This window comes from Paraburkholderia acidiphila (assembly GCF_009789655.1).
Taxonomy (GTDB): domain Bacteria; phylum Pseudomonadota; class Gammaproteobacteria; order Burkholderiales; family Burkholderiaceae; genus Paraburkholderia; species Paraburkholderia acidiphila.
The window spans coordinates 959,485-983,345 of record NZ_CP046912.1 but is presented as its reverse complement, the minus strand read 5'-3'; the positions used below and the strand labels follow the sequence as shown (position 1 = coordinate 983,345).

The window sequence follows — 23,861 nt, the reverse complement described above, 5'->3', positions numbered from 1 at the left end:
ACCGGCGAACGGGCGGGCGCGGCGCAAACGACGGCTTGATCGCACCCCGGGAAAACCACCATTGCGCAAAGGCGCCCATGCCGCCCTTCAGTTCCCTCGCGGCGCGCCGTAAACATGTCCTGAGCGTGTTCAGTGCTTCGCCGTCTCGCGCGCGAAGCACTGCCGTTTTTCCGCAACATCGCCCCTCGCGTTCTGGAGCCATCCTCGTGTTTGCACGACTCTCTATCTCTGTCCGTCTGCGCATCGCGGTCGGGGTGCTGGCCTTGCTGATCGTGGCGGCCGGCGTTTCCGGCCTCGCGGGCATGTCGCGCACCAATACGGCGCTCGGCTATGCCTACTCGAACCAGCTCGCCGCCGCCATCAACATCGGCAAGACGAACCTGAACCTGACCATCGCGCGCACGACGCTCGACCGCATCCTGTTGCACCCGGACGCGTCCGACGTTCAGCCTCTGCTCGACAAGGCGCAGACTTACCTCGCCACCTCGAACAAGGCGTGGGACGTCTATCGCTCGCTGCCGCACGCCCCCGAAGAACAGGCGCTCGCCGACGATGTTCAGACCGCCCTCACCGGCATGCTGGAACAAGGCATCCAGCCGCTCATGGCCGCAATCAAGCAAGGCGACCGGCAGGCCCAGGACGATATCGCGATGAAGCGCATTCCGCCGCTCTCGGTCTCGCTCACGAAGGCGTCGAGCGCGCTCGAGGCATGGCAGAAGGCGCATGGCGAGCAGGCGTTCGACCACGCGCAGGACCGCTATGCAGCGTTGCGCGCCGGCAGCATCGCGCTCATCGTGTTCGGACTCGCCGTGGCGCTCGTGTGTGCCGTGGGCCTGCACCGCGCGATCGCAGCGCCCCTGGAGAACGTTCAGGGCGCGCTCCAGCGCATTGCGGACGGCGACCTGACCGCGAACCTCGACACGCGTTCCAGCGACGAAATGGGACGCCTCGTGACGAGCCTGAAGGCCATGCAGGACGCGCTCGCGCACACGGTGCGCAAGGTGAGCCATAGCTCCGAGTCCATTTCCACGGCGACGCGCCAGATCGCCGCCGGCAACGACGATCTTTCTCAGCGCACCGAAGAGCAGGCGGCGTCGCTGCAGGAAACGGCCGCGAGCATGGAGCAGCTCACGGCCACGGTGAAGCAGAACGCCGAGCACGCGCGCACCGCGCAAACGCTCGCCAACAGCGCGCAGGACGTCGCCGATCGCGGCTCGCAGGTCGTGAGCAACGCCGTGCAGACGATGGAGCGCATCGACGGCAGCTCGCAGAAGATCGCCGACATCACCGGCATCATCGAAGGCATTGCTTTCCAGACCAATATTCTCGCGCTCAACGCGGCGGTGGAAGCTGCGCGCGCAGGCGAACAAGGCCGTGGCTTCGCCGTTGTCGCGAGCGAAGTGCGCTCGCTTGCGCAGCGCTCGGCGGCGGCCGCGAAAGAGATCAAGACGCTGATCGCCGAATCGGTCGAGCACGTTTCGTCTGGCTCGGAGTACGTGCGCACGGCGGGCGTGACGATGAGCGAGATCGGCGAGTCCATTGGCCGTGTGACGACCATCATGCATGAGATCGCGAACGCGTCCGAAGAGCAGCGCGACGGCATCGAGCAGGTGAATCTCGCGGTTTCGCAGATGGACCAGGTCTCGCAGCAGAACGCCGCGCTGGTGGAAGAAGCGGCTGCGGCCGCCATGGCGCTCAGCGAGCAGGCCGACGCGCTGCGCGATGCCGTGGGGGCGTTCAGGCTCGCGCGCTAAGGCTCAGCACAGGCACGAGAGGCCGAGAGGCGATCGATCGAGGCGCGGCCGGTGAACCGGCCGCCTGGATTCTTCAGGATAACTTTTTTTCACTTAGCCATATGAGCACGTTCCGGCGTTGAGCCGTGCGCGGCTCAGCTCGCGCAGGCCACCTCGCGCACCCGGCGGGACGCATCGAACTCCCGGGCTTTCGCGGCGGCCGCGGCGCAGCCACGCTTTTCCAGCCGCTCGGCCAGCAGCCAGCAAAACGCATCCAGCTCGGCCCTGCCGTGCGTCGCAATGAATTCGTGCATGACTTCCTGCACGGCGCTTTCCTGCGTCGCCGCCGAAAGCATGCTGGAAATATGCGACGCGCCACGCGCAAGTTCGAGCGAATACGCCGCTTCGTAGTAGCACAGGCCGCCTTGACGCGGCCTTTTTTGCGTCTTCTTCATGTTTCCCCCGTTTGCCCGCGTCTCGCAGGCGCCTGCATCTTTGCAGGTGGCGCATGACGCGGCAATGAATCGGCGGTGCCTGAAGCCAAATCTGTCGTTACGTCTCAAATACTTGTTGTTTTGTCTCACGCGCGGCTTGCGCAACCCGCACGATTCATGCTCAACGCATCAGGGCCATCCAGTAGCGCCAGTCGTCCGCGCCGGATTCTTTCGCGAGCTCGGTGTCGCCATTGAGCGCCAGCATGCGTACCGCGCGCGGCGAGAGGCCAATCGAGCGGCGAAATGCGCGCGTGAAGTTCGCGGCATCGGTGAATCCGTGCGCGGCGGCAATATCGGCGATCGACATGCCGCGTCGGGCCGGGTCGGCGAGCATCGCACGGCAGCGCCGCAAGCGCCGCTCGCGCACGTAGGTCGCGAAGCCGCCTTCCTGCTCAAAGAGGCGATACAGCGTAGCGCGCGACATGCCGAATGCACGCGCAACCCGATCCGCGCTCAGTTGCGGATCGGTCAGGCGCTTCTCCACATACCGGCAGATCGATATGAACGCACATTCCTGAACGGCGGGCATGTGTTCCGGGCTCACGCTCGCGTTGAGCGCGCTGGCCGCGAGCTGAAGCGTGGCGGGCATGACGGCCTGGGCGTTGGTCAGCGTCATCTGCGGGGCATGCCGGTAAAGCGCGCCCAGATGCTCGCGCAGCAGCGCGACCGTAGGGTCGGCGCCGCGAATCACACGCATGCTCTGCTGGTCGGGCGCATGCAGCAAAGGCGCGAGCAGGCGTCGCGGCACCGCCAGATTCAGGAATTCGCTTTGGGTGGTTTCGGTCGCGAGCGATTGGGCCGCATCGACGATGAACATGTCGCCCGGTTGCGTACACCCTTCCGGCCCGCCGTCGCGCACGCGGCATTGGCCGCCTAGATAGAACTGCAGCACATATTGATCGTGGCCGTCGCGCCCGATCTTCGCGTTCGAGCGGTCGTAGCGCTGCGCGCCCGTGCGTATCGAGCCCAGCACCACGTCGCCGAACAGATAGCCGCTCACGGCGGAGCCAAAACCGGTATCGCGCGATTCGGCGGTCTGCGTATCGAAAAGAACGCTAACCGCCTCTCGCCATGCGGAAAACTGCTGGTCGCGTGGCAGCACGCTGGTATCGAACGCGGAATGCGGCAGGGAATTGGACGTTGGGCTCACGGGCCACCTCGGTATGCGAAATGACTACGGGACGGGGATCCTCCACGGGATTACTGCACTATCGGTTGCGCGCGCAGATTCTTTAGGGTGCGCGGCAATGTTTAGAGTTCGCGCAACGCGTCGCACGGGTTGTTATGTTACGCAACAGTTCTGGTTTCGCGACGATCGCCAGCGGCATCACAATGGCGCCCCTGGTCGCCGCGCTTCACGTTTTCAGGATCAGGACCGCTTCAGCTCATCGATGCGCAGACGATAGCTGCGCAGCAGACACGCCTTATCGCTACACGCGTTGCGAGAATTGCGAAGCCACGTCCGTTGATCCGCTCGCAATCGCGCCTTGTTTGCGGTTGCGTTCAGCTTTTCGTCGTAGAGGGCAGAGAGTGTTCTATCAACACGCGAAAGTTCTGCGTCCGCGCAAACAAGCTGTGCCTGAACAGAGATGAGCTTGCTGCAATCAAAGCTGTGCATCAGCGCCGTCTTCGTTTCCGACTGGGTTGCCAGCCTCCCGGGCTTGCAGAGCCCCTGAAGTGACTTGCAGGCGACGTCGTGCCCGACCCATGCCATGTCCAGTGCGCCGTACTGCTTGACGAAGCGATTGATGCCTGCGTGACTGACGCCTCTTTGCATGGCGTTTGCCGCGATTAATTCGTTGCAAAACGAGTCTTCGGCGTAGGTTCGCCCTGCACGCCGATAACAACTGTGAAAACCGAGCAGCCCGCTGCCAAGGATACTTCGGCGCTCACCTGAAGCGAAGAGGATGGAAGCGCACGCAGATGCACACCTGGCATCGTCTGGGACTACGGTATGGACACGCACCTTGTCCATTGCGTCGACGACGCGGAACGCCGCCTCGACATTTCCCCCTGGACTACTTAAAACGACGACGACCAGCCCTTCGTCATCACGGTCAGCCTTCCTCGCCAACACCTGAAATCTTCCGGCGTCGCCGTCCTCGATCTTCCCCTCTCCGATAATCATCTTCAGTTTGAGCTGAGGTTGATAGTAGAGGCTAAATTCCATCCCTTGCGCAAACCCAGGAATGACTGCCGCAGCGCAACACGTCCAGAAAAATAGCGCGTTGATCAAGCGTTGGATCAGCGTATCCCTTGTTGCGCGGCGCTCCTGAGGGCGCATTATGGCAGCCCGGAGTCCGCGCCTCAGATTCCTGCCGCGCACCGGATCGCGCGCATTTTGCGTTTTCCACAGAACGCCTTGAGCGTCGAAATGAAAGTGGAACATCATGTAGTCGACGTTAATCTCGATGTAAGACGCAGCCGAATCGCGTTGTGCCAGGCGATCCGCCATTGCGCAAGCGTTCCCACATTAACGCCTCCTGGCTGCCCATGCATCTTGGCGGATGTCCGTCATCCAGGATTGCGCCGTCACCCTCCAGACCCAGCCGCAAACGGTGCATGATCGCCGTGGCCTCCCTGATCATCTTGACGTGGCGCCCGGTGCGCAGTTGCCCGTCGAACAAGAAATCGCTACATCGTGCTCAACCGCGAACTGGGCGCCGCAGTCGCCGATTCGCGACTGTCGACTGCACGCCCGGGCGGTACGCCGCAAATGAATACGAGATCACGCGCATCTTCCTTTGGCCCCAAACCACTTTCGAGGCGATCGAATGCGTAGATCACTTGCACGGATTTGCCAGCGCAAACCTTGCTGGCAACTTTGAAGCAGGTCTTGCTGCTTTCGAGCAGACCGTGGCAATGAACGCCCCATCCCTCCCGATCATTGGACAGCTTGACAGTTTCCACATTGTGCGTCGGACCGGATGTCGCACATCCGGCTACAAACATCACGGCGACAACTGCACCGAGAATAAGGCTTTTCATTCAGTTTAACCGTAAAAAATTGAGTGCGGACTTATCTCTGCTGGACTACGCACATGCCGCACACGTAGAATCCTTAATATTTCGCAATACGAATTAATCCGTAATGAACTTCGGCATTCCTGCACTGCAATGCCACGCTGCGTTTCAGGCACACCGGGCGTGCGAGCGCCATTCTCGTCAAGTAAGGTCGACCTCCGTTCCCCATGAGCAGTCGATGTTTGTTCATCGAGCGACACAACTGCACGCGCCGAATTCAGGCGAGTTCACCACCGGTAACCAATGCCAGTCAGGATAACGTCGGTGTCGCGGTCGTAACGCGTCACGACGCGGTTCCACTCGATTCGCGCATCCCATCTGGGGTTGAAGCGCCAGGACCCGGCGATCGTGACGATTCCCGAGAACTTGCCGGCACCGGGGCCAGGCGCGGCGCTATTCTCATTCTCGTTGATCGCATAGTAGGCGCCCGCCCCGACGCCCAGCGTAACCTTATCGTCCAAAAACGCGCGCGTAAGCCATAGCTGACTGGTCACGCCGTCGCGCCGGGCTACGCTGGTGCTGCCTTCGTGCAAATAGCCAAGCGTCCAGTCCACGTTGTCGGTGAGGTTGCGCCGATATTCGATGGCGCCGCCAAATGCGTCCGGCGAACTGGTCGAGTTAACGATGGTCTTGCCGAGATACAGGGCGACTTCGTTGTGGGTCGCCTTCTTCGGTGAACGCGCGGCCCAGTCGCGCGGCCCTGGTGCATCCGGTGCGTCCAACTGATAGGCCAAGCCGAGCATCACGCCCGTCGAGTCCGGGCCTTGCTGCACATGGACACGGTTCACCTGCAATTGCGTAACCCAGCGGTTGGATGCATACCAGGAGGCACGTACGCTGTACACGATGCCCCAACCGTGCACATTCGAATAGCTGCCGCCTGGCTCCCAGGTCGTCGTGTCAAAGTAGCGATACGGACCGAGCCCGGCTTGCAGCACGAACTGCGGACTGCCTACCGGCACCCTCGCCCAGAACTGGATGAGCTGACCGTCGCGATGATGATTCGGGATATGTCCTTCGTTGAGCCAGGTGAAGCTCGTCGCCAGGGATTTGCCGAGTCCTTCCTGGTAGCTGAAAGCCCAGGTGTAGGTGTTGATGCTGCTCGCTCGCGACCCGCCGCCGAGCAGCGATAATTCCTGCGCTTGCGCCGGTGCCGCCATGGCCAGCCATAGCAGGACGGCCCCGACTGCCACGTTCATGATGCGTAGCACTGCGCATGAACAGCAGAGCCGTCCCCTGCGCATCCCGCGGTCGCCGATCACCCATCGCTTACTGTGCGGCAGCGCTTTCATGAATCCCGCCCTTCTGCGATCTCGCCGCCAGGCTCGCACCAGGAAGCGCCTGCACCGGCAAGTCGGCCGCTTGCGCCGTCGTTTTGGCAGCCGCGCGCCAGTCGCCACCCAATGCGAGCAGCAGGTCGACACGTTCATTGAGTTGATCTGCACGCGCGCTAACAAGATCCGCCTCCGAAAGCAGCAGCGTTTGCCGGCTTTTCAACGCGCCGCGCTCATCGGTCGATCCGATTGAAACACGCGCCTCCTCCCTAACCAGCAGCGTGTGGCACTCCTCGACACGCGCCTGCAACTCCGCGACCCGCGCCCTGTAGCTCGCCTCGGATTGAAGCCCCGCTTCGACTTCGCTCAGCGCTTCCAGCGCACTGTTGTCATAGGCGACGATTGCGGCCTTTTGAGCCTCGGTGTAGTAGTCAGCCTGAGCCTTGAGCTTGCCTCCGGTAAAGATCGGCGCGAGGAATGAAGCGCTCACGCCCTTGACCGGACTGCTCGAGTCCATGAGCGACAGCACGTTGCTTCGGATTCCCGTGATCGCAACGTCGAGGGAAACGCTGGGCAAACGCGCGGCCTGCGCCGATTGACGCTGGTCGAATGCCTCCGCGACGCGATGCGACGCCGCGATCAGGTCGGGCCGGCGCTCGACGAGGTTCGCAGGCAAACCCGCAGGCGGCTCGGGTGGCAATGCCGGCAATGACGGCTCGGCCCCGACTTCCCCGGCCGGATAGCGGCCCAGCAGCAATTCCAGCGCTTGCGCGGCCCGGACTCTCGCCTGAGTTGCCTTGATGAGGGCATCCTGATTCACTCGCAGCGCGTTGCGCGCTTCCTCGAGCTCCGTTTGCGGAGCTGCGCCGGTGGCCACGCGGTGGCCTTCGATCTCAACGAGCCGCGCCTGAACCTCCACGATCTGCTTAAGCGCGCTCTCGAGTTGCGTACATTTGACGAGTGAAAACCAGGCCTTGGCGGTCGCTGCCGCCACGATCCGCTGCGCCCACACGTAATCGGCCTGCGTTGCGGCACGTTCGGATTGCGCCGCCCGCGACTGCGCGCGGATACGCCCCCAGAGGTCGAGCTCCCAGCTCGCGCCAACGGAAACGATCTGCGACTCGGATTCACCCAGCCTGCCCCTCGCGCCCGCGGCGGGAAGCAGCCCGCTGCTCAGCACGGTTGCAAGCGCCTCGGCCTGCTGCACGCGAATCGCGGCAATCGCCAGATCCCCGTTGTGGTCGATCGCTTCGCGCACGAGCCGGTTCAACTGCGCGTCATTAAAGCTGGCGAGCCATCCGCCGGCCGGTTCTCCTGGCACGCCACTATTGGCCCAATGGCGCTGGCTGTCGAGTGACGGAACCGCCTGCGCGGCGAGGTCGCTGGACTTGGGCGGCGTGTCGAGCGCGCAAGCGGAAAGCAATCCAAAAGGAATCGCAAGCATAACTGAACAACTTTTCTTGAGAATCAACGACGGCACAATCATTCCTTCAATGCAGCTTGAGGACGAGATAGTTCAGCCTGGAGCTCACGCGTAGAAACACCATACGAATGAGCTGAATTGCTTCGCCATGCTGCGTATAGATTGCCCCTGCACCCAGCGCGCCGACCGGGAGGAGCGGCCACTTCGATTGATCGTCCAGCGCGAGCTTGACGGCGAAGCGGTTCGGAGTGGCGGCGACCGGACCGGTGTTGGGAAGCAGGCCGCCTTGAGGAAATTGCCCTTGTGACTGCGCCCAGACGATCGAGTCCACCTTCGCCTCGAGAATCGCTCCGGGCATCGTTGGCAGGTACACTTCGGCCGCATCGCCTGGCCGCACGTTGTACAGCTCGTTCTGACCATAGAAGGCAATCAGTTCCTGGTCGTCCTCCACGAAGCTGAATGCAGGCGTCAACGGCAACGGAACCAGCATCGTGCCGACACGAACCTGCAGGTTCACGACCCGGCCATCCGCCGGAGCGCGATAGACCGTCTGGGACAGCTCCCACCTGGCGTTGTCGAGCATGCTCACGGTCTCCGCGCGGCGCGCCCGCGCGGCAGCAATGGCGGCGAACTCACCCTGGCTTTGCGCCGAGAGCGTCGCCTTTGCCTCGCCTTCCTCAGCCTGCGCACTGACCAACTGGCCTTCCAGCTCGCTCTGCCGCGCCATGGCGTCGTCGCGATCGAACTTCGAGCCCGCCCCCGCCGCAAGCAATGCGTCCTGCTCCTTCACTCTTTGCCTCGCCAGCGACAATGAGGCTTGCACGGTGCTCACCTTCCCTGCTTCGCGGCGCACGGACTCCGCAAGCTGCCGGCTCGAAGCGTCGGCCTGTGCAACGGCTGCGTCGTCGGCGTGCAGTCTTCCCTCCAGTTGCGCGACCGACAATTCATACGGAGTGGGATCGATACGAAGCAGGACATCGCCTTTGCGGTAGTGCCTGTTACCCTCTGCCGGGAGTTCGACGATACGCCCCTTGACCTGCGGCACGACCTGCAGGACCTTCCCGACCACTCTGACGTCATGCGTCGATGGCGCCACGACGTTGAGAGAAAGAATGATCGTCGCGAGCGCAATGATCGGCAGCGTGAATGCAATGACCATGGAGATGGGGTTCCACGGCAACCATTTGAACTTGAAGAAGATCAGCCATACGCAGAATGCGTAAATACCCAGAATCAAAACTTCCATCTAAACCTTGTCCTTCTCGTTGGCGACTGCGCAGACTAGTGCGTGCGCGTGAGCCGGCGTTGCCTGAGCATCGGCATCTTCCGGCGGCAGCTTGTCTGTGCCATAGGCCGCCCGGTAAAACACCGGCTTGGTATGCGCCCAGAGCCACGCCAATGGCCACAGAAGACCGCCAAAGAACAACGACAGCAGGCACAGCGCGTGAATCGCCTCCAATTGCGGATGCTGCTTCTTTCTCGCCACTCTTTCCGGCAAGATATGAAGCGCCCAAAACGCGTAAATGCCGGCAATCGGTACGAAGGCGAGCACCACCCACGAAATGAAATCGGCGGCGTGTTCGAGGGTCCCTCGCGAAACCGAGGCGAAAGTTGGCGAACTCAGTGCCAGAAGCGCGACGCCAGCCGCCAGATATCGCCCCGGCCGGGCCAAAGCGTTGACGCTACGCACACGCTCAGCCCTATCTTCCATTTGCTTCGATTCGTGTTTCATGGCGTCTGCGGCTGAGAAAGGGGTTGATAGCTGAGGCGATCCTCGCCGCAATCCTGGTAGCGTCCAATGCATCGGTTCGACACGGAGCCCGTGAATACCATCATCGGTACCGCCTCCCTCAGTCCCAACGCGATCGTCATCACCCCCGCGTTTCCCAGTTCGCTGAGCACAGGGTCATTTTTTGGGCGACCCGGTAGTGCAGTTGCTGAACGAACTCCGCTTTGCCAGTGCGAAGCCGGGTCCTCCGTGCTTTGCACCTGCTCTGTATAGAGCAGGTCATATTTGCCCGGCGCGGCACCGCCGTGCTCTCGGGACCGGGCTACCTCCATATAGAAGCCGAATCCGTAGCCTGCATTCGGAGAGATGCGCGCCCATCCATCAGCGGGAATCGCCTGCGCGTGCGCCTGGCCGGCACCAGCGACGGCCAGCGTCACCGTGAGTTGATGCGCCGCGGCGCGGATCGTGCGGGCGCTCTGCGCGAAATGCCACTGCCGGATATGGCGCCAGGCGTGGCGGACGCTCGACAGGAGCGCGGCGAGCCGGCCAGTTCGCCTTCGCGACGCCGCTGAATGATCGTTCCCGTTCATCTAAGTCGTTCCCTTGAGTTGGGACACACATCGCGGATAGCAATATGTGTGTTGTCAATCGTTCCATCAGGTCGGTAAGTTACGCGTCGCGGCATCGCGTCGCTATCACAGGAATCAGAAAGTACGGGAGCGCCCTTTCTGATTCCTGTGATAGCCGGGAAGATGCGCTCGCCCTATTCTCGTGACGAGATGAAATTCCACACAAGGGAGACGGGGAATGATCAGTGGCTTGTGGCGCGAAGCGAAGCGCGCAAATGCGTCCGGGGCGCATTCGACTGAGAACGATGCGCCTGAGCGTGCGCATCGCGCCTCGGTCGGAAAACTCCTCGTCGAATACCAGCCGATCGTTTCCGCGCGATCCGGTGTATTGACCGGCGCCGAGGCCATCGCCCGATCGAATGCCGAGCCCGGTGTGCTGGCAATGCCGGACTTCGAGACTGCCTTCAACGACGGATGCGCCAACCTCGCTCGTTGGCAGTGCTGCACGCCGGACAAGGTGGCACTATCAATCGACATTTCGACCGACCAACTTCTCGATGACCGGTTCGTCCCCCTGGTCGCGCGCGGGATCCGGCAACATGCCATTCAGCCTGCCCGAATCAGGTTCGAGATGCGCGAGCCCGCGGCTCGCGACGTCACCGCCAGCTTCGTTACGCGATTGTCAGTGCTAAGGCGTATGGGAATAGCCGTCGTTCTCGACGATTTCGGTCTCAAGCATTCAACCCTCTCGAGCCTGATCGCGTTGCCGGTCAGCGGGTTGAAATTTTGCCGTCAATTCACGGAGAGCCTTCCGCACGATTCAACATCGGCGGCCATTTTGCAGAGCGTTGTCAGCCTCGCGCGCGATCTTGGCATTTCCGTCGCCGTCGACGGTGTGGAGAACCCCAGCCAACTCGCCTGGCTCGCCCGGTTTGGCGATCTCGACGCACAGGGCAACCTGATCTCGGGACCGCTCTCATCCACCGCGCTGCTTCATTGGCTACTCCGTTCGCCCGGCGTATCGGCACCTATTCGCCGAGGCGGTCAAATCGCGAGCGAGCGCCTTCTGCGCGCACCGGCGCAATAGAAGGCGGGGCGCTGGAAACGCTGGGGCGCTGAACGGCCTTGCGCTCGAAGGTGCGGGAAAACCCTTATTCAGGTAGACTAAAAAGTCGTCACACGGTAACGAAACGACTTCCCATGGTTCGGGGTATCGACCCTATTGAGTTGATATGTCAATTTTATTGACCGATCGGCGACGATGTTTTACACGATTTTTTGCTAATTTTCCCGGACAGAGTCTTATCTGCACGGCCTTCATGTAGATGACTTATCCACAACACACTACAGCCTTATCGGCAGCGATTGCGGACGATCACCCGATGATCCGCCTCGCGATCAGAGATGTACTCAGCACCATCGGTTTTCATGTCGTCGAGCTATGCGAGTCCGGCAAAGCGCTCTTCGACGCACTCGAACGGCAGCGTTTCGACCTCGTCGTAACCGATTTTTCGATGGAGCGCGCGCCGGGCAGCGAAGACGGTCTGCGCCTGATCCAGCGTCTGCGCGGCCGACATCCCGATACGCCCATTGTCGTCTTCACCATGCTGACCAACAGCGGCCTGCTCGCCTGGATCAAGGCAGAAGGCGTGGCGGCCATTGTCGGCAAATCGGAAGACCCTGAAATCCTGAAGCGAATCTGTCTGAACGCGGTATCGGGCAGCGCTGGCCCGCATCTTTCCCCGGCCGTTGCGAACAGGATCATCAGCGCGGGTGGACGCCCCGGTGCGAATACCTGCAATTTGTCCCCCAAGGAAATTGAGGTCGTGCGCATGTTCGCGAACGGCGACTCGCTCACGAGTATCGCGGCCTCCTTTCATCGATCGCTCGCGACGATCGCGGCCCAGAAGCGCTCCGCCATGCAGAAACTGAATATCGCCAACAACGCCGATCTGATCACCTACGCACGCGATCATGGTCTCGTATGACGAAGATGGCGACACCTCGGCGCGATGAATCACCGCTGCGCACCTTCGATTCCGTCGAGAAAAACCTGCAGCGCGAAAGACGTGTCTTTTCAATCGTTGTGGCCCTGCTCGCGCTATGCACGCTCGCCTGCGCGGCGGTGGCGATCGCGGTACGCTTGAACGCCTCGCTGCGCGCACAGGAGCAACTCGCACGGCTTTATGAGCAGAGCGTGGTGGATGCGGTGCTCGAGCGCCGCAGCGCGCTCACGGCTTCCAACCTCATACTTGGCCTGCGCGCGAACGACCCGTTCCATCCCGACTCCGGCGATCATGCGAACAGTGTGTGCGTGCGCGTTTCGCGGTCATCGCGCGAGGACGCCGTGCTCCAGCAAAGCTGCGACGAGGCGGTGCGCATCCTGCTCGCGGCGGGGCAGATGCCAGCTATCGAAATGATTTCGGTGGCTGACAGGGCGGCGTATCGATACGTCACCGCTTATTCGGCGCGAACGCGCGATGTACCGAAGTATTCGTCGGCCCAGACTTCGATGATCGTGGACGCGGTGCTCAATCAGTACCGCACCGAAAGAATCGACCCGCTGGAGGCGGCGCGGGAAAAGCGTGTCGCCTGGCTGACCATGCCTTCCGGGCAAACACGGGACAGGCCGGAGATGATCGGCGCGTCCCTGATCTCGAAAGGAAACCGCATCTATGCCGTTGTCCTGACGCGCATCGCATTGAAAGATTTGTTCCAGCCGGCAAGAGAGGGATTGTCCGTTCCGGATGCGATTCTCTTTGATCGCTTTAACGTTCCATTGGCCAGTTCAGGGGACGAGGTCAATGCCGGGTTCCTCGAGCGCAAGTTGCAGGGCCGTGAAGACGGCGTGTTTCACTGGATTCCCGGTTGTGGCTGGGCGCTGCGCCTCACGCCGCTGACTGCTGATTTCGGCCGGCTTGTCTTCGTGCTCCCGCCCGGGCAACAGTTGCAGAAAATGGCCGGCGAGCTGCAATTAATCGGCGCCGTAACGGCGGTGGTCCTCGCTCTCCTCTTCGCCATGTACCGCCATTGGAACTACCGCTTCCTCGCAATGACTTACGAGGAAGCTTCGCGGGCGCTCGAGAGCGAAATGCTCAACCATCTTCTCGTTCATGCGAACCCCGTCGGATTATGCATCGTGCGGCGCGAAACGCTCGAGATCATCGTTTCAAACCAGATTGCGCGCGAGGTTTTGGGCATTTCGCCGGGAGAAACGCGCCTGCCTCATGGTCTGCGCGCGGTGTTCGATGCGCATCTCGGCGCACACACGTCGAGCGCCAGCGAATCCGGCATATTCCAGATTCCATTTGCCCTGAAGCTGGCAGACGGTAATCAGGTTCACCTCGAAATTACCTATGCGCCCGCCGAAGTCAGGCAGGAGCCGGTGCTGTTTTGCGCGATCGTAGACATGACCGAGCACCATCACTCGAAGCAATTGTTGCGGCAAGCCAAGCTCGCGAGCGATGCAGCCGCGAAAGCGAAGCTCGCATTCTTCGCATCGATGAGCCACGAATTAAGAACGCCGCTCTCCTCGCTGGTAGGCAATATCGAACTGCTTGCTTTGGGGCAACTGGATGCCGGACAAAGAGAACGCGTTCGCGCGATGCAGGTTTCATCAGACGGTCTCTTGCAAGTGGTCAACGACGTACTCGATTTTTCGAAAATCGATGTTGGTGCATTGAGCATTGAAGAAACGCCCGGGTCGCTCGTCGACCTGCTGCACGGGATCGCGGCGGCTCACGCGCGCGAGGCTTCAAAGCGCGGGCTGACCTTGCACGCGGTTCTCGACCGGCGCATTCCCGCTGAACTCCATTTCGACGCTGTGCGCGTGTCGCAGATCATCAACAATCTGCTGAACAATGCGCTGAAGTTCACTCACACCGGGAAGGTCGTGCTGCGTGCGCGATGGTCGAATGACGGCCTCACCACCGAGATTTCGGACACTGGCGTCGGGATTCCCGAGGACCAGCGCGATCGCCTTTTCCAACCATTCTCGCAGGCGACAGCTCACCGGCTGGGCAACGCACCGAGCACCGGACTCGGTCTCTCGATCTGCTCGAAACTCTGCGAACTCATGGGCGGTGGGATCAAGCTTGACAGCATGACGGGAGTGGGCACGCGCGTCACGGTGAATCTGCCCCTCAGGGCGTCCGATGGCGGCAGCGACGTCGCTTCGCCCGCGAGCCCGCCAGCACCGCGAACGGCGATTCTATTTCGTGCACCTGAGCATTATGAAACGCTGCTGAACCATCTCGACTGGCCGGGCAGTCCGCCCGCGGCCATACGCAACACGTGCGAACCGCTCGACAGCGATGCGTTCGAATGCCTCGTTGTTACCGAGGAGTTTTCTCCAGAGGACGTTGCTCGATGGTGGCCGGCGCCAGCCTCGATTGTCTGGGTGAAGCAACAGGGTCCGCTGGTCGCCTCGATACTGCCGGGCGGAGGCCAGGAAGTTTCAATCTACAGTCGCGCAGGATTTCAGACTGCGCTGCTGGGCGCGGTATCGGGTGACCCATCGCCTCAACCGTTCATCGATGCGCGCGTCGACCAGACGTCTGAGAAGCCGCTACAGGGCCTGCGCGTCTTGATCGCCGAAGACAACGTCCTGAACCGGAGCCTGCTTCGCGATCAGCTTTGCGTCCTGGGTGCCAGCGTGCTCCAGGCGAGCAATGGTTGCGAGGCACTGAGGACAGTGTCGAACAGTCGCGTCGATGTCGTGCTGACCGACATCGATATGCCCGATATGAACGGATTCGAACTGCTTCGCGAGCTTGATACGCTCGCGCTGGATATCCCGGTTTACGCGATCAGCGCGAGCACGCGGCAAGCGGATGTTTCCGACGCGCGCGCAATGGGCTTCGCGAACTATCTTACGAAACCCGTCTCGCTCGCCGTCCTCGCTTCGATACGCAGTGGCACCGATTCAAGGGAAAAGGCGTTGCATCGCAACGAGAATCCCGCAACACAGGCCGCTCTATCCGAAAGCGAGATCCCAGATATTCCACGCGTGCCATCAGCCTATGCAAGCGCTTTTCTGGAGCAGGCCGAAAGCGACCTTGAAACACTTGAACGCGTCATTGCCGGGCGCAACGTCCCACAACTGGAGCGAACGTTGCACCGGACCTCGGGCACGCTCGCCGTTCTCGAGCGCTCAGCGTTGCTTGCGCTCTGCGAAGAGTTGCATCACTACCTCGCAGAGGTGGGAGGCTGGAATGCCGAAATCGAAAGCCAGGCCGCGTTCGTCGTGCAGGAGCTTGCACGCATGTGCAAACGGGTAAGACGAAGCGATATGGATTCCAGATCAACTGGGACGATCTAGCAGACACTTTCCAACTTCTATGATTGTCGGCGTTGTCGGGAAAACGCAATATGGTCATGACAGCTGCAGCGATCAACAGCAGATCTGTCGTTTCACTTCATGTGGACTCTCCCTTTTCGCCCGCCTTCGTGCGGGCGACTTTTTCCCGCAAGTCACTTATGAGCAAACGTCGACAATTCATGTTCGCCGCGCAGGCTGCGTTCGCACTGGCATCCGTTATCGCGCCAGCCGTGGCCGAAATTGCGCAGGCACAAGTTGTGTACCCCAAGCCCGTGATTTATCCCGCGAGGGGACAGTCACCCTATCAGCAGTCGAACGACGACGCGGCCTGCTATAGCTGGGCGAGGCAGCAAAGCGGCGTCGATCCCGCAGTCGCGGCGACGGCGCCGGCCCCCGTCGTGGTGCCTGGCGGCCAGCGGGTGGTCGGAGCGGCACGCGGTGCGGCGGCGGGAAGCGTAGCCGGGGCGATTGCCGGCGACGCTGGCAAAGGGGCCGCAGCGGGGGCCGCGATCGGTGCAATGGCCGGTGGAATGGAACGGCGTCAGGAACGCCGTGGGATAGCCGCGTACAACGCGCAGGCCCAGGCGAACAACGAGTACGCAATGTCTTCATATTGGCACGCATGGCGCGCCTGCATGACCGGCCGGTATACGGTCGAATAGCCGCGGCGGGTGCAGCGATGAATGTGTTGGCAATTCAGGCGGGGATGCCGTGGTCGATACCCCGCCGCGACCTGAGGGCGGGCGGCTGGCGCTCGCTCGCCTATCACCCTACTCCTTGCCTCCGGCTTTCCGCGCCCGCACACCTTCAAGCACGCCCATGGTGAGCATGACGCGCCCATGCGAAAACGTCGGGTGACCATCAACCGTGCCGCGCGAGGATTTCCTGGTCGCGGGATGCGTCTTGTACCAGCGGCCGATTTGCGTGAGCACCACCATGGCAACGAGTGCGGCCCCTGAGAACCAGCCAACGCTGCGCTGGCCGTGCGAAATGACGATCAGCGCGGCGAGCAGCGGTCCCCGGACGCGTCGCAGAGCTGCTAGGCTTTTCGCGTCAGGCGTCCTTTACTCGCTGGTTTATCGAACGCTTTGGAATAACGCCGCGCGCCTGGCGTGCTCAGCGTACGCAGGACGGAGGCCCACCTCTTTCCGACCGGACGTAGGCTGCGCTATTCGGGGCCGCCGCACGGCTCAGGCCTCCACAGTGGTCACGGGTTGGCCGTTCGACAGAGGCTTCGGATAGCTCGCGCAATATCCTTGCGCGAAGTCGATGCCCATCCCGTGGGCGCCGCCAACGATCGCGCGTCGGCTCCATGGACCGCGGCCATCCGGGTCACGACGCCTGCACTCAGGCACGCACCACCGTCACGCCGGCCGCCTCGATCGGTTCGGTCAGCTTCGCATCCGTCGAGCGCTCGACGACGATCGTCTGCGCCATGCCGATCGGACCGATGCAATACGGCGAAGCGGCGTTGAGCTTCGCCGCCGAGGCCAGCACGACCGTTTCCGCCGCGCGCGCGGCCAGTGCGCGCTTTACATAGGATTCCTCGAAATCTCCGGTACTGAGTCCCGCTTGCGCGTGAACGGCCGTCACGCCCATGAAGTACAGGTCCGCGTGTATGTGCGCAATCGCCTCCACGGCCGCCGCGCCCACCGTGACCACCGAGTGCTTGTACAGTTTCCCGCCGATCAGCACGACCTCGATCGTGGGATGCTCCGCGAGCGCGACCGCGACACCCGGGCTATGCGTGACGACCGTCGCCCGCAAGTCGCGCGGCAAGCACTCGACTAGCAGCGCCGTGGTCGTCCCGCCATCGACGATCACCACCTGGCCAGGCGCGATCATGCCTGCTGCTTTTTGCGCAATGCGCCGCTTGGCCGCCACCTCCATGCCGCGCCGCTCGGCAATCGGCGCCACCGCCGGCGAAGCCGGCAACGCGCCGCCGTGCACGCGCTGCAACAGGCCTTCGGCCGCCAGTTCGCGCAGATCGCGCCGCACCGTGTCCTCGGAAACGCCGAACTTCGCGCTCAATTCGCCGGCGAGCACCTGGCCTTCGCGCTTGAGCGCTTCGAGTATCGCTTTCTTTCGTTGATCTGTGAGCATGGGAATCGCATCGATCCGGTTACACGCGAGGTTGCACGAATTTTCTTGATTTTGCACGAAACTGCACGATACCATGATTGGCGAATCCTGACCAATGGGGAACGAGATGACCACAACTGCAACGAAAGACCGCGTGCGCATGATCGAAACCGCCGTGCTGTCCGACGACTGGTATGTGCTGCGCAAGGTGACCTTCGACTTCCTGCGCAGCAACGGCACGTGGCAACGCCAGAGCCGCGAAACCTACGATCGCGGCAATGGCGCGACGATCCTGCTGCACGACCCGCGCAGCGGCAACGTCGTGCTCACGCGGCAATTTCGCATGCCGACGTTCGTCAACGGACACGACGGCATGATGATCGAGGCGCCGGGCGGTCTGCTCGACGACGCCGCGCCCGACGAGCGCATTCGCGCCGAAGTCGAAGAAGAAACGGGCTACCGCGTGCGCAACCTGCGCAAGGTATTCGAGGCGTACATGAGCCCGGGCTCCGTGACCGAGAAGCTTTACTTCTACCTGGGCGAATACGACCCCGCCGAGCGGCCCGGCGCGGGTGGCGGAGTCGAGGAGGAAGGCGAGGATCTGGAGGTGCTTGAAGTGCCGCTGGGCGAAGCGCTAAGGATGATCGAGCGCGGCGAGATCGTGGACGGCAAGACGATCATGCTCCTGCAGCACGCGGCGCTGTGCGCAACCCGCAAAGAGGTCCTCGCATGACGCCTCAACTGATTCTGATTGCGGGACCGTGGCGCGGCGGCACCAACGGCGACCCAGCGCTCATGGCCGCGAACCTCGCGAGGCTCGAAGCGGCTGCGCTGGACGTTTTCCGCCTCGGCCATACGCCGATCGTTGGTGAATGGCTGTCGCTTCCCCTGGCCGCCCAGGCCGGCTCGACGTGCATTGGCGACGCCATCAGCGAAGCGTTCCTGTACCCGGTGCCCCACCGCATGCTCGCGCACTGCGATGCCGTGCTTCGCATCCCTGGCGACTCGCGCGGCGCCGATGCCGATGTTGCGCTCGCCCGTGAGGCCAGCAAGCGCGTGTATTTCGACCTCGCTGAGATACCATACGCGTCTTGCGCCCTCTCCGACCAGACACCGCCATGTACATCGTTTCCCTGACCTACGTTGCCCCGCTCGAACGCATCGACGACGCCCTTCCCGCGCATCGCGCCTACCTCGATACGCACTTCGAAGCGGGCAAGTTCATTGCCGCCGGCCCGAAAATGCCGCGCGACGGCGGCGTGATCATCGCCTCGCACATGCCGCGCGAGCGGCTCGATGCGCTGCTCGCCGCCGATCCGTTTGCGCAGCAAGGCGTCGCCAGCTATGAAGTGACGGAATTCAAGGCTACGCGCCTTGCGCCCGGCCTCAATCTGCCGCGGCCCGAAACGCCGTGATCGTGGCCGATGCGCATTGATGCGTTCCGATCAGTTCGTTGAGCCCGCAATCGGCACCACCATGCCCGACCACACGATCTCAAGCTCCACCGCAATGGACCGCGCGAGCCCGTCGAGCCCCGGAAACAGCGACGCATTCGTTATGTTCATGCGGTAGAGCCACTTCATCGCGTCCATGCGGATGCGCTCGGGCAGCACGATCTTGTGCAACAGCTCCTCGTGGCTCTCGTAGCCTTCGAGAATCGCCTGCAACGGCTTGTCGATCACGCCCGGCACGACAAAGGTGCCCGACTGCGCGACGAGCCGGTCGTCCATCTCCGTGGGCTCCCCAGACCAGAGAATTTCGTTCGTGTTACTAAAGAAGTAGCGTTCGAAGTTGTCGTGCGCGCGCGGGTCGATCACGTCGCGCGTGAGCGTGGGGTTGGCTTTTGGCAGCGCGCGGCTATTCCAGAGTGCGGGCGTGTTCAGCGCATAGACGGCCGCATCGCCGGTTGCGCGCTCCAACGCGAAAAACGCCGCAACGAACGGGCTCTTGGTGAAATCGAGCAGCCGCGTGGGCGCGCCGTGGTGCTGCATGAGCGCGAGACAGCGCAGATCGTCCTTGAGCAGGTCCGGATGTGCAAGGAAGTTGTGCGCCTTGCGGCGAAACACGCGAATGGCGCGCTCCTCGCGCTGGCGCCACTGCAGCCGGTCGCCCACGTAGTCGCGCATGTAGCGCGTGAGCGAACTTTCGAGGTGCCACTGCGCGTTCTGCTGGCCGCGAAACGCCCAGCCGTCGAGCTGCGTGGTCAGCGCCATGAACTGTTGCCAGTCTGTGAGTACCGTAGTCTGCATCGTGGTTCCGGTAGCGTTTGTTCTTGCGTGGCGACGTGCCCATCAAGCGCGCGCCCCGCAGAACACGCTAGCACATCGACGATGACAACATCACGAAGCTTTCGCCTCGCGCCTCATGCGAATGCACGCAGCATCGCGATCTGCTCGCGCCAGCGCGCCAGCACCTGCTCGGGCTCGTAAAGACGGAACGTCACGCCGCTCAGCACCGCGGCATATTTCGCTCGGTGCTCGGTGACAGACTCGATTTCCACGCGAAATACGCGCAGTTCCAGCGCCGTTTGCCGCTGCGCTACGGCGTGAGCGCGTGCGCGTATCTCCAGCAGCGCGCCGTTATGCACGAGCGAGAGCGTGAGGCGTGCATCGCGCACGAGATTGGCTGTGGTGCTGGATTGCGGCCAGACGGCGATGAGCAGCGTCGCGGCGTTGACGGCCAGGATCTCGCCCGCGCTCAGTTGCGCGCCATGCGGCCAGCCGTCCTCGCTTACGGTCGAAAGGCGCACCGCATCGGCAAGGCGTGCTTCGAGGTGGTCGCCGTCGAATTCGCGCACGAGCGCGGCGGGCAATTGCGTGGCGGGTTTGGGCCCCGTCGCGGGCTGCATCGGCCGCGGGGCCGGTTCGTTTTGCTGCATGGGGCGTTCCTTGCGGGCATGGCTTGCGTCGGGTCTTTCGAAATTGGACCGTAGCGCCGCGCCGAAGTCAAATCGCCCCGCCTTTCATCAACCGTTCAGCCCTTGGTCGCACCGAATGTGAGTCCCGCCACGAAGTGCTTTTGCATCGCGAAGAACATCATCACCGAAGGCAGCGCCGCGAGGACCGAGCCCGCGGAAACGAGGTTCCATGCCGTCGTCCACTGCCCCTTGAGGGCCGCAACGCCCACGGTGATCGGCGCGGCGTCGTCGCCCTGGGTCAGGCACAGCGCCCAGAAGTAGTCGTTCCAGACGAACGTGAACACGAGAATCGCTAGCGCGGCGAGCGCCGGGCGAATGAGCGGCAGCACGATGCGCACGAACACGGTCCATTCGTTCGCGCCCTCGATGCGTGCGGCCTCGACGAGTTCGAACGGCAGTTGCTTGATGAAATTACGCAGGAAGAGCGCGCAAAACCCGGTCTGAAACGAAAGGTGAAACAAAATCAGCCCGCCCACCGTGTTGTAGAGCCCGAGCTTGAGCGTGAGATCGCGCACCGGAATCATCAGCACCTGGATCGGCACGAAGTTGCCCGCAACAAAGGTAGCGAACAGTGCCGAATTACCCGGAAAGCGGTAGATGGCCAGCGCATAGCCCGCCAGCGCCGCGAGCGCTATCGCCCCGGCCACGGCGGGCAGCGTGATCTGCACGCTGTTCCAGAAGTAATGCAGCATGGGCGAAGTCGTGAGCGCGTCGCGATAGTTCTCGATCATCGCGAAGTGCTTCGGCCAGCCCCAGTAGTTGCCTTCGCTCAGTTCATCGGTGGAGCGCACCGACGTGACCAGAACGGCAATGAGCGGCAGCAGCCAGATGACGAGCGCCACGGGCAGCGAGAGCTTGTACAGGCGGCGCGACGCGGGCTTCCATTTGTCGACCGGAATCGGAAACATGTGCGGATCCTCGTAGCGGATTCAGTGCTCGCTGCGCAGCAGGCGGCGCAGGTGATAGACGATATAGAGCAGCATGATCGCGAACAGCACGACGGCAATCGCGGCCGAATAACCAAGCCGGTAGTATTTGATTGCCTGGTCGTACATGTAGTACGCGAGCACCGTCGAGCTTTCGAACGGGCCGCCCCCCGTCATCACGGAAATGAGGTCGAAACTGCGCAGCGCGCCAATGACCGTGACCACCACGGCCATGAACGTGACGGGACGAAGTTGCGGCAGGATCACGTGCCACAGCATGGTCCAGCCCTTCGCGCCCTCCATGCGCGCGGCCTCGATCTGCTCGCTGTTGAGCGTGGTGAGGCCGGTGAGGTAGAGGATCATGCAATACGCGGTTTGCGGCCATAGCGCCGCGAATATGATGCCGGGCGTGGCGTAATTCGGGTCGCCGAGCACGGGAATACCGCGACCCAGCATGAGCGCGAGCAGGCCGAACGTAGGGTCGTAAAACCACGAGTAGATGAGGCCCACCACCACGCCGGAAAGCACGAACGGCGCGAAAAAAAGCGACTTGACGATACGAATGCCGCCAACGGCCTGATTGAGGTACAGCGCGATCGCGAGGCCCATGGGCGGTGCGAGCAGGAACAGCACCAGCCAGATCACGTTGTTCTTGAGCGCCGTGTAGAACGTGGGCGCATGGAACAGCTCGACGTAATTCGCGAGGCCCACGAAACTCGCTTCGCTCATGCCGTCCCAGTTGTAGAGCGACAGACGCAGCGTGGAAAGAATCGGCCAGATCACGTAGACCGCGAACATGATGACCGCGGGCGCGAGAAAGAGGCACGCGGCACGGCGCTGGCGCCGCGCGGTGGGCGAAGCGCGGCGGCGCGGCTGTATGCCCCGCCCGCTTGCGTGCGGCATGCCGCCGTTCTCGCCGCCTGCCGGTGCGGTTGCGTCCGCGCGATGCGCAACGGTGTGAGTGACTGCCTGTCTCACGGCAAAAACCTCCTGTCTACCTGCACGCAGGGCAAGCGGCGTAAGCATCCACCGCCCGCCCCGCTTCGAACTCCTTACTTCTTGTAGATCCGCTGACGCGTCTGCTCCAGCTGCGCAAGAATCGAATCCAGCTTCGTCGGATCGGACACGAACTGCTGCATGCCCTTCATGCCTTCGTCGGCCATTTCTTTCGTCATGTCGCGATCGTAGAACTGCGCAATGCCGCCCTTCGTGTTCGAAAGGATCTGGAAGCCGATCTTCGAAATCGGGTCCTCAGGCTCCGGCGACTTGCTGTTGGCCGAAAGCGAGCCCAGACCCTTCGCGAGTTGCGCGCCAACGTCGGGCGTCTCGGCAAACGCGAGGAACGCACGCGCATCGGCCTTGTTCTTCGCCTTGCCCGGAATATGCAGCGATTCGACCGGACCGTCTTCGGCGGTCGGCACGTTCGGGTCGATGATCGGGAACTGGAAGTAGCCCATCTGTTGCTTGACCGTCGGGCTGAAGCCACCGGTAATGAAGGTGCCCATCAGCATCATGGCGGCCTTGCCCTGGAACAGGAACGGCTGCGCCGCATCCAGATCGTACGAGAGCGAATTGGGAATGAAGTCGCCGTCGTCGAGCAGTTGCTTCCACGTGACGTAGACCTTCTTCACGCGCGGATCGGTGTACGGAACTTCGCCTGCCATGAGCTTCTGATGGAACGCGTTGCCGTTCAGGCGCAGGTCCAGATAGTCGAACCAGCCAGCCAGCGTCCACGCGTCGCGGCCGCCCACGGCGATCGGCGCGATGCCGGCGGCCTTGAGCTTCTTGCAGGCGTCGAGGAATTCATTCCACGTCTTGGGCTCGCTCTTGATGCCCACCTTGTCGAACAGGTCCTTGCGATAGAACATGCCCCACGAGTAATACACCGTGGGTGCGGCGTACTGCTTGCCCTGGTACGACGAGGCCTCCTTCGTCGAGGCGTACATGCTGTCCCAGTTGTTCTTCTTCCAGTCGTCCGAAAGATCCGCGAACAGGCCGCGTTTCGCGTAGTAAGCCATGCGCTCGCCGTCGTGCCAGTTCACGATGTCGGGCGGCGCGGTCGTGAGCCAGTTCGGCAACTGCACCTTGTAGGCTTCCTCGTCGACGAACGACACCTTCACGTCGGTGCCCGGGTGCGTTTTCTTGAACTCGTCGATCACCTGTTCCCACACGGCGCGCTGGCTTGCGCCCTTGTAGGCAATGTTCATTTCGAGCGTGCCGGCCTGCGCCGCGCTTGCGAACGTACCCGCAAGCGCGCCCGCCGCCAGCGTCGCAGCAACGAGCAGGGTGCGTGGTCTGAAGGTCTTGCCGATCATGCGTGTCTCCTTGGTTATACGTCGTTGTCGGTGCTGCATCGGAAGGAACTGCGCA

The 23,861-nt window shown here is 62.4% G+C and carries 23 protein-coding genes and 1 pseudogene; 8 read left to right on the top strand and 16 right to left on the bottom strand.

What is annotated here, in order from left to right; genetic code table 11:
* Window positions 1-206 precede the first annotated feature (206 nt).
* Window positions 207-1,754, top strand: a complete 1,548-nt coding sequence (locus tag FAZ97_RS34635) for a methyl-accepting chemotaxis protein (protein ID WP_233271966.1) — start codon at window positions 207-209, stop codon at window positions 1,752-1,754.
* A 134-nt stretch (window positions 1,755-1,888) separates the two neighbouring features.
* On the opposite strand, the gene FAZ97_RS35310 is transcribed toward FAZ97_RS34635, so the two are convergent.
* From FAZ97_RS35310 to FAZ97_RS34590, 9 genes are all read right to left on the bottom strand, one after another.
* On the bottom strand, window positions 1,889-2,332 hold the full coding sequence (locus FAZ97_RS35310) for a hypothetical protein (RefSeq protein ID WP_199272219.1): 444 nt from the start codon (window positions 2,330-2,332) through the stop codon (window positions 1,889-1,891).
* Window positions 2,333-2,348: 16 nt separating this feature from the next.
* Window positions 2,349-3,377: a helix-turn-helix domain-containing protein gene (locus FAZ97_RS34625; protein ID WP_158763228.1), complete on the bottom strand. Its 1,029-nt coding sequence runs from the start codon at window positions 3,375-3,377 to the stop codon at window positions 2,349-2,351.
* A 219-nt stretch (window positions 3,378-3,596) separates the two neighbouring features.
* Complete coding sequence (locus tag FAZ97_RS34620; RefSeq protein ID WP_233271965.1) at window positions 3,597-4,682, bottom strand: lysozyme inhibitor LprI family protein; 1,086 nt, start codon at window positions 4,680-4,682, stop codon at window positions 3,597-3,599.
* Window positions 4,683-4,861: 179 nt separating this feature from the next.
* On the bottom strand, window positions 4,862-5,215 hold the full coding sequence (locus FAZ97_RS34615; RefSeq protein ID WP_158763227.1) for a hypothetical protein: 354 nt from the start codon (window positions 5,213-5,215) through the stop codon (window positions 4,862-4,864).
* Window positions 5,216-5,478: 263 nt separating this feature from the next.
* Window positions 5,479-6,450 (bottom strand): hypothetical protein, encoded by a 972-nt coding sequence (locus tag FAZ97_RS34610; protein WP_407671967.1) that lies wholly within the window; start codon window positions 6,448-6,450, stop codon window positions 5,479-5,481.
* 70 nt (window positions 6,451-6,520) lie between these two features.
* Window positions 6,521-7,969: a TolC family protein gene (locus FAZ97_RS34605; RefSeq protein WP_233271963.1), complete on the bottom strand. Its 1,449-nt coding sequence runs from the start codon at window positions 7,967-7,969 to the stop codon at window positions 6,521-6,523.
* A gap of 46 nt (window positions 7,970-8,015) precedes the next feature.
* On the bottom strand, window positions 8,016-9,194 hold the full coding sequence (locus tag FAZ97_RS34600; protein WP_158763225.1) for an HlyD family secretion protein: 1,179 nt from the start codon (window positions 9,192-9,194) through the stop codon (window positions 8,016-8,018).
* Window positions 9,195-9,680 carry a DUF3302 domain-containing protein gene (locus FAZ97_RS34595; protein WP_233271962.1) on the bottom strand — a complete coding sequence of 162 codons (486 nt, stop codon included), beginning with the start codon at window positions 9,678-9,680 and terminating at the stop codon, window positions 9,195-9,197.
* Window positions 9,677-10,267, bottom strand: a complete 591-nt coding sequence (locus FAZ97_RS34590) for a hypothetical protein (protein ID WP_158763224.1) — start codon at window positions 10,265-10,267, stop codon at window positions 9,677-9,679. The genes FAZ97_RS34595 and FAZ97_RS34590 overlap by 4 nt, the downstream gene beginning before the upstream one ends.
* Before the next feature lie 217 nt (window positions 10,268-10,484).
* Between FAZ97_RS34590 and FAZ97_RS34585 the strand changes: the two genes are divergently transcribed.
* The 4 genes from FAZ97_RS34585 to FAZ97_RS34570 all read left to right on the top strand — a co-directional run bounded on the left by FAZ97_RS34585 (window position 10,485) and on the right by FAZ97_RS34570 (window position 16,228).
* The gene (locus tag FAZ97_RS34585; protein ID WP_158763223.1) at window positions 10,485-11,333 is read left to right on the top strand and encodes an EAL domain-containing protein; all 849 of its coding nucleotides are present in this window, start codon (window positions 10,485-10,487) and stop codon (window positions 11,331-11,333) included.
* 238 nt (window positions 11,334-11,571) lie between these two features.
* Window positions 11,572-12,234, top strand: a complete 663-nt coding sequence (locus FAZ97_RS34580; RefSeq protein ID WP_158763222.1) for a response regulator transcription factor — start codon at window positions 11,572-11,574, stop codon at window positions 12,232-12,234.
* Complete coding sequence (locus FAZ97_RS34575) at window positions 12,231-15,566, top strand: hybrid sensor histidine kinase/response regulator (protein ID WP_158763221.1); 3,336 nt, start codon at window positions 12,231-12,233, stop codon at window positions 15,564-15,566. Before FAZ97_RS34580 ends, FAZ97_RS34575 begins: the two co-directional genes overlap by 4 nt.
* Before the next feature lie 56 nt (window positions 15,567-15,622).
* Window positions 15,623-16,228 carry a glycine zipper domain-containing protein gene (locus tag FAZ97_RS34570; RefSeq protein ID WP_233271961.1) on the top strand — a complete coding sequence of 202 codons (606 nt, stop codon included), beginning with the start codon at window positions 15,623-15,625 and terminating at the stop codon, window positions 16,226-16,228.
* A gap of 147 nt (window positions 16,229-16,375) precedes the next feature.
* On the opposite strand, the pseudogene FAZ97_RS35755 reads toward FAZ97_RS34570, so the two are convergent.
* Together FAZ97_RS35755 and FAZ97_RS34560 are read right to left on the bottom strand one after the other, a co-directional pair.
* Window positions 16,376-16,585: pseudogene (locus FAZ97_RS35755) on the bottom strand (MFS transporter); the annotation flags it as partial.
* 328 nt (window positions 16,586-16,913) lie between these two features.
* On the bottom strand, window positions 16,914-17,744 hold the full coding sequence (locus FAZ97_RS34560) for a DeoR/GlpR family DNA-binding transcription regulator (RefSeq protein ID WP_158763220.1): 831 nt from the start codon (window positions 17,742-17,744) through the stop codon (window positions 16,914-16,916).
* Window positions 17,745-17,775: 31 nt separating this feature from the next.
* On the opposite strand from FAZ97_RS34560, the gene FAZ97_RS34555 reads away from it, so the two are divergent.
* From FAZ97_RS34555 to FAZ97_RS34545, 3 genes are read left to right on the top strand one after another with little or no spacing between them, the layout of a single operon-like run.
* Window positions 17,776-18,381 (top strand): NUDIX domain-containing protein, encoded by a 606-nt coding sequence (locus FAZ97_RS34555; protein ID WP_158763219.1) that lies wholly within the window; start codon window positions 17,776-17,778, stop codon window positions 18,379-18,381.
* Complete coding sequence (locus FAZ97_RS34550) at window positions 18,378-18,785, top strand: DUF4406 domain-containing protein (protein ID WP_158763218.1); 408 nt, start codon at window positions 18,378-18,380, stop codon at window positions 18,783-18,785. Before FAZ97_RS34555 ends, FAZ97_RS34550 begins: the two co-directional genes overlap by 4 nt.
* Window positions 18,767-19,063 (top strand): YciI family protein, encoded by a 297-nt coding sequence (locus tag FAZ97_RS34545; protein ID WP_158763217.1) that lies wholly within the window; start codon window positions 18,767-18,769, stop codon window positions 19,061-19,063. Before FAZ97_RS34550 ends, FAZ97_RS34545 begins: the two co-directional genes overlap by 19 nt.
* A gap of 30 nt (window positions 19,064-19,093) precedes the next feature.
* Here the strand turns inward: FAZ97_RS34545 and FAZ97_RS34540 are convergent, their stop codons facing one another.
* The 5 genes from FAZ97_RS34540 to FAZ97_RS34520 all read right to left on the bottom strand — a co-directional run bounded on the left by FAZ97_RS34540 (window position 19,094) and on the right by FAZ97_RS34520 (window position 23,806).
* Window positions 19,094-19,897: an FRG domain-containing protein gene (locus FAZ97_RS34540; RefSeq protein ID WP_158763216.1), complete on the bottom strand. Its 804-nt coding sequence runs from the start codon at window positions 19,895-19,897 to the stop codon at window positions 19,094-19,096.
* 113 nt (window positions 19,898-20,010) lie between these two features.
* On the bottom strand, window positions 20,011-20,526 hold the full coding sequence (locus tag FAZ97_RS34535; RefSeq protein WP_199272218.1) for a pyridoxamine 5'-phosphate oxidase family protein: 516 nt from the start codon (window positions 20,524-20,526) through the stop codon (window positions 20,011-20,013).
* A 95-nt stretch (window positions 20,527-20,621) separates the two neighbouring features.
* Window positions 20,622-21,473: a carbohydrate ABC transporter permease gene (locus FAZ97_RS34530; RefSeq protein ID WP_158763215.1), complete on the bottom strand. Its 852-nt coding sequence runs from the start codon at window positions 21,471-21,473 to the stop codon at window positions 20,622-20,624.
* Between the two features lie 21 nt (window positions 21,474-21,494).
* On the bottom strand, window positions 21,495-22,394 hold the full coding sequence (locus FAZ97_RS34525; protein WP_233272013.1) for a carbohydrate ABC transporter permease: 900 nt from the start codon (window positions 22,392-22,394) through the stop codon (window positions 21,495-21,497).
* A 149-nt stretch (window positions 22,395-22,543) separates the two neighbouring features.
* Entirely contained in the window at window positions 22,544-23,806 is a 1,263-nt protein-coding gene (locus FAZ97_RS34520; RefSeq protein ID WP_133179136.1) for an ABC transporter substrate-binding protein, read from the bottom strand.
* Between the last annotated feature and the right edge of the window lie 55 nt (window positions 23,807-23,861).

Bases quoted from the DNA above. Each gene is read 5' to 3' on its own strand.
- FAZ97_RS34605 (WP_233271963.1), bottom strand. From the start codon at position 7,969: ATGCTTGCGATTCCTTTTGGATTGCTTTCCGCTTGCGCGCTCGACACG.
- FAZ97_RS34575 (WP_158763221.1), top strand. From the start codon at position 12,231: ATGACGAAGATGGCGACACCTCGGCGCGATGAATCACCGCTGCGCACC.
- FAZ97_RS34585 (WP_158763223.1), top strand. From the start codon at position 10,485: ATGATCAGTGGCTTGTGGCGCGAAGCGAAGCGCGCAAATGCGTCCGGG.
- FAZ97_RS34520 (WP_133179136.1), bottom strand. From the start codon at position 23,806: ATGATCGGCAAGACCTTCAGACCACGCACCCTGCTCGTTGCTGCGACG.
- FAZ97_RS34600 (WP_158763225.1), bottom strand. From the start codon at position 9,194: ATGGAAGTTTTGATTCTGGGTATTTACGCATTCTGCGTATGGCTGATC.
- FAZ97_RS34530 (WP_158763215.1), bottom strand. From the start codon at position 21,473: ATGTTTCCGATTCCGGTCGACAAATGGAAGCCCGCGTCGCGCCGCCTG.
- FAZ97_RS34595 (WP_233271962.1), bottom strand. From the start codon at position 9,680: ATGAAACACGAATCGAAGCAAATGGAAGATAGGGCTGAGCGTGTGCGT.
- FAZ97_RS34545 (WP_158763217.1), top strand. From the start codon at position 18,767: ATGTACATCGTTTCCCTGACCTACGTTGCCCCGCTCGAACGCATCGAC.
- FAZ97_RS34535 (WP_199272218.1), bottom strand. From the start codon at position 20,526: ATGCAGCAAAACGAACCGGCCCCGCGGCCGATGCAGCCCGCGACGGGG.
- FAZ97_RS34570 (WP_233271961.1), top strand. From the start codon at position 15,623: ATGACAGCTGCAGCGATCAACAGCAGATCTGTCGTTTCACTTCATGTG.
- FAZ97_RS34580 (WP_158763222.1), top strand. From the start codon at position 11,572: ATGACTTATCCACAACACACTACAGCCTTATCGGCAGCGATTGCGGAC.
- FAZ97_RS34555 (WP_158763219.1), top strand. From the start codon at position 17,776: ATGACCACAACTGCAACGAAAGACCGCGTGCGCATGATCGAAACCGCC.
- FAZ97_RS34540 (WP_158763216.1), bottom strand. From the start codon at position 19,897: ATGCAGACTACGGTACTCACAGACTGGCAACAGTTCATGGCGCTGACC.
- FAZ97_RS34550 (WP_158763218.1), top strand. From the start codon at position 18,378: ATGACGCCTCAACTGATTCTGATTGCGGGACCGTGGCGCGGCGGCACC.
- FAZ97_RS34560 (WP_158763220.1), bottom strand. From the start codon at position 17,744: ATGGTATCGTGCAGTTTCGTGCAAAATCAAGAAAATTCGTGCAACCTC.
- FAZ97_RS34615 (WP_158763227.1), bottom strand. From the start codon at position 5,215: ATGAAAAGCCTTATTCTCGGTGCAGTTGTCGCCGTGATGTTTGTAGCC.
- FAZ97_RS34590 (WP_158763224.1), bottom strand. From the start codon at position 10,267: ATGAACGGGAACGATCATTCAGCGGCGTCGCGAAGGCGAACTGGCCGG.
- FAZ97_RS34525 (WP_233272013.1), bottom strand. From the start codon at position 22,394: ATGCCGCACGCAAGCGGGCGGGGCATACAGCCGCGCCGCCGCGCTTCG.
- FAZ97_RS34610 (WP_407671967.1), bottom strand. From the start codon at position 6,450: ATGAACGTGGCAGTCGGGGCCGTCCTGCTATGGCTGGCCATGGCGGCA.
- FAZ97_RS34620 (WP_233271965.1), bottom strand. From the start codon at position 4,682: ATGGCGGATCGCCTGGCACAACGCGATTCGGCTGCGTCTTACATCGAG.